We start from the raw sequence: 3317 nt of genomic DNA, 5'->3' as shown, positions 1-3317 counted from the left end.
AGCCAGTGCCCGTCACTCCCACTCAATAGTTGCCGGCGGCTTTGAGGAAACATCGTAGGTTACCCGCGAAATACCGGGAATCTCATTAATGATGCGGCTAGAAACCGTTTCTAAAAACTCATACGGCAAGTGTGCCCAGCGCGCTGTCATAAAATCGATAGTTTCTACTGCGCGCAATGCCACCACATACTCATAGCGGCGGGCATCGCCCACTACGCCAACCGACTTCACTGGCAAGAATACAGCGAAGGCTTGGCTGGTTTTGTGATACAGGTCAGCGGCATACAGCTCTTCGATAAAGATGGCATCAGCCAAGCGCAACCTGTCGGCATATTCTTTTTTTACTTCGCCAAGAATACGCACACCCAAGCCAGGGCCAGGGAAGGGATGACGGTAAACCATGTCGTAGGGCAGACCTAACTCCATACCGATCTTGCGCACCTCATCTTTAAACAGCTCGCGCAGCGGCTCCACCAGCTTGAGCGTCATAACACATTGATATTAGCTTCAATCTCTAAACCGTTGATTTGGAAATACATAATACCCTATTTGTTCATTCTTTTGTTATTTGTTGTATGTTGCGTTATTCCATCAATAATTTTATTCCAATCTTCGAAATGTAGTTCGTGTCCGGTTCCATCAAGCGTTATTAGTTTTGAGCCGTTTATCTTTTCAAGTAAAACTGCTGAATTCTTAAAATGCCATATTTTATCGTCCGTTCCGTGTACAATTAAGGTTGGTTGATTGATTTCGCTCAATCTGTTCCAGTATTCTTCACCACCTTGCAGTGCCGCATGATTGAACATACTTATATAGTTATTAGCTCTTTTAAATTCGGCTCTAATCAGTTTTTCACTTCTTTGTTTGTCAAATTGTTTCCTGCCGCTCATCAATTCAGCACCTTGAATTAAATAATTTGCCACACTGTCTTCATTTGTCCAATCTACGGTTTCAGCTTTTCCGTGAAAATCTAAAATACGCGTATCCATTTCAGGAATTGTGGGGTCTGAGTCGCCCCAAGGACCTGATGAGATTAGTGTTATTGAACTTACCCTGTCGGCATATTTTATTGATGCTATTTGAGAAATCAGTCCGCCCAGTGAAATTCCCACAAAATTGGCTTTGACTATTTTATAGCCGTCCAAAATTGAAATAGCATCATGGGTTAAGTCAACAATATCATAGGGGGTTGAACCCGGTTCGTAATTAGTAGATTTTCCTACGTCCCTATTGTCGTAGCGAATAACAAAAAATCCCTTTTCAGATAGTTTCTGGCAAAATTCAGCATCCCAATACAACATGGATACCGTTGCTCCCGCAATCAAGAGTATTGCCGGATCTTTTTCACATCCAAAACTTTCGGTAAAAAGTCTTATTCCGTTTTTTTTAACTATTTTCTCTTTCATTTCCTCGCCTTTCTGTTTTATAGATTCATTAGTTTTTGGAAAGAAAAGTCGAGGCTGAACATTTCCGTTTCGTTTATTATTGATTCTGCCTGTGCTTCTCTTCCATAAGCAAACATTTGCTGTTCATAATTTTCAATAGCCTCTTCAATGCTGTTAAATTTCCCATTGGTCAGATTATCCGACAATATCAAGGCATCCATCAACCCACTGTTTACGCCTTGTCCTGCAAAAGGAGGCATCAAATGAGCAGCATCTCCAATCATCGTTATGGGTAATGGACGCTTACTTTTCCAAGACTTATCTAAGGGAAATATTCGTGTCGCTAACCCTACAAAAGATGATGTCAAACGAATCAGTTCTTTGTAGCGTTCGTCCCAATCGGAAAATTTTTTCAGGAGAAAATCAACGACACTATTTCTGTCTTGAAAATCTACCCGCGTTTTGCTTTTCCATTCATCAGGTGTTTTAAAACTTATTCCAAAATGCAATGCACCATTATTATTAGGATTCGCAAATAATAAATTACCTTGATGAGCAGCCATTAGCCGGTTTCCATTGCAAAGCTGAAAAAATCCAGGACAGTTCACCTCCGGTTGATGAATATCGGCTTGTATATTGAAAGTACCTGTTTCTTCAACTTCCGTGTCGGTAACAAATTTTCTTACTTTAGACATTCCACCATTGGCAATAATAACCAGATCTGCTGTTTCACTCGATTTATCCTCAAAAGTTAGTATCCACTTCTCCTTATCAGGTTCAAGGGTAACAAGTTTTCTATCCCAAATGACGGTATCATTTTGTAAACTATTTAATAGGATAGTCCTTAAGTCATTTCTGTTTATTTCAGGATTGTCAAAACGATTTTCGGGTCTTACATTTTTTGTGGTTAAAATATTGCCCTTTTCATCAACAATATTTACACCCATTGGTAAAGCTAAGTCATAATAAGTTTGTAACAATCCCGCTCTTTTCATTGCTTCCTGTCCCGAATCCCTGTGCAGATCAAGTGTCCCACCAAAAATCCTTGCATCTTGGTCTTTGTCTCTCTCGTAAACTGTAATGTCCACGCCGTTTTGCTGTAACAATCTCGCCATTGTTAATCCAACAGGCCCGGCACCAATTATTGTAATTTTTTTATGTTTTAGTAAAGTCATATTCTTGTTCGCTGGTTTTAATGTCAACTAATGTCTGTCAATTTAATCACTTTGTTTTTTTTAAATTCAAACACGGATTTTCCTGATAACTTTAGCTTTTGCCCTTTTTTTAAGCCGTTCGGAAAGTCAATTGCTAAAATTGCTGTATAATCAATTTCTATTTCAGTGCTGTTGTCAAAATGCCTAAACGATTTAACTGTCTGTGTTCTCTTTGCAAAGTATGTTTTTGCTGTTTCTGCCTGTTGTTTAAACGCTGTTAACCCTTTCAGCGATAAACTTATATCATTATTTTGAATGTTTTCAAAAACAATATTATCGTCAAGGTCTGCAACCATTTTTTTGATATCAAATTGGTTGTATCCATCGATGTAGTTATTGATGATGTTTACTCTGTCGGTCATATTTTGTAATTATTTATCGGTTACATATTGGTGTTGTCTGTAGGTTGTTCTACGATAATTGCCAACTTTTAACTTCTATACGAAGGAACATGTTGGGATACTTGAACTTTCGATTTAGCGCCAACACGAGCAAACCGAAGTTAGCACCTACTCTCTATTCAGCATATTTTTTAAAAATACTTGTGGCAATGTGTCCGCCAAAACCAAAAGTATTACTCATTGCGTAATTCACTTGCCGTTGTTGTGATTGGTGTAACGTCAAGTTAAATATATCCCTATATTCAGGTTCAATATCTACCGAATTGATTGTTGGCGGAACAATGTTATTCTGAACAACGTATAGGAAGAATAAACGC

At 38.6% G+C, this 3317-nt stretch carries 3 protein-coding genes and 2 pseudogenes; all 5 read right to left on the bottom strand.

Annotated elements, in window-relative coordinates; translation table 11 throughout:
- Positions 1-12: 12 nt before the first annotated feature.
- Positions 13-480: pseudogene (locus tag G5T77_RS13130) on the bottom strand (GMP synthase (glutamine-hydrolyzing)); the annotation flags it as partial.
- Between the two features lie 65 nt (positions 481-545).
- Positions 546-1406, bottom strand: a complete 861-nt coding sequence (gene estT / locus G5T77_RS13125; RefSeq protein ID WP_077782102.1) for a macrolide hydrolase EstT — start codon at positions 1404-1406, stop codon at positions 546-548.
- Between the two features lie 17 nt (positions 1407-1423).
- Positions 1424-2587, bottom strand: coding sequence for a tetracycline-inactivating monooxygenase Tet(X) (tet(X), locus tag G5T77_RS13120; protein WP_064754130.1), 1164 nt, complete (start codon positions 2585-2587; stop codon positions 1424-1426).
- The gene (locus G5T77_RS13115; RefSeq protein ID WP_044502095.1) at positions 2584-2961 is read right to left on the bottom strand and encodes a hypothetical protein; all 378 of its coding nucleotides are present in this window, start codon (positions 2959-2961) and stop codon (positions 2584-2586) included. Before G5T77_RS13115 ends, tet(X) begins: the two co-directional genes overlap by 4 nt.
- Positions 2962-3115: 154 nt before the next feature.
- Positions 3116-3317, bottom strand: a pseudogene (locus G5T77_RS17085) (hypothetical protein); the annotation flags it as partial.

Source organism: Acinetobacter sp. GFQ9D191M (genome assembly GCF_011174875.1).
In the GTDB taxonomy this organism is placed as follows: Bacteria; Pseudomonadota; Gammaproteobacteria; order Pseudomonadales; family Moraxellaceae; genus Acinetobacter.
Note: the sequence above shows the minus strand (reverse complement) of the source record. Positions and strands in the feature narration are given on the sequence as shown.

Coding starts and splice junctions, on each gene's coding strand:
- estT (WP_077782102.1), bottom strand. CDS start 1,406: ATGAAAGAGAAAATAGTTAAAAAAAACGGAATAAGACTTTTTACCGAA.
- G5T77_RS13115 (WP_044502095.1), bottom strand. CDS start 2,961: ATGACCGACAGAGTAAACATCATCAATAACTACATCGATGGATACAAC.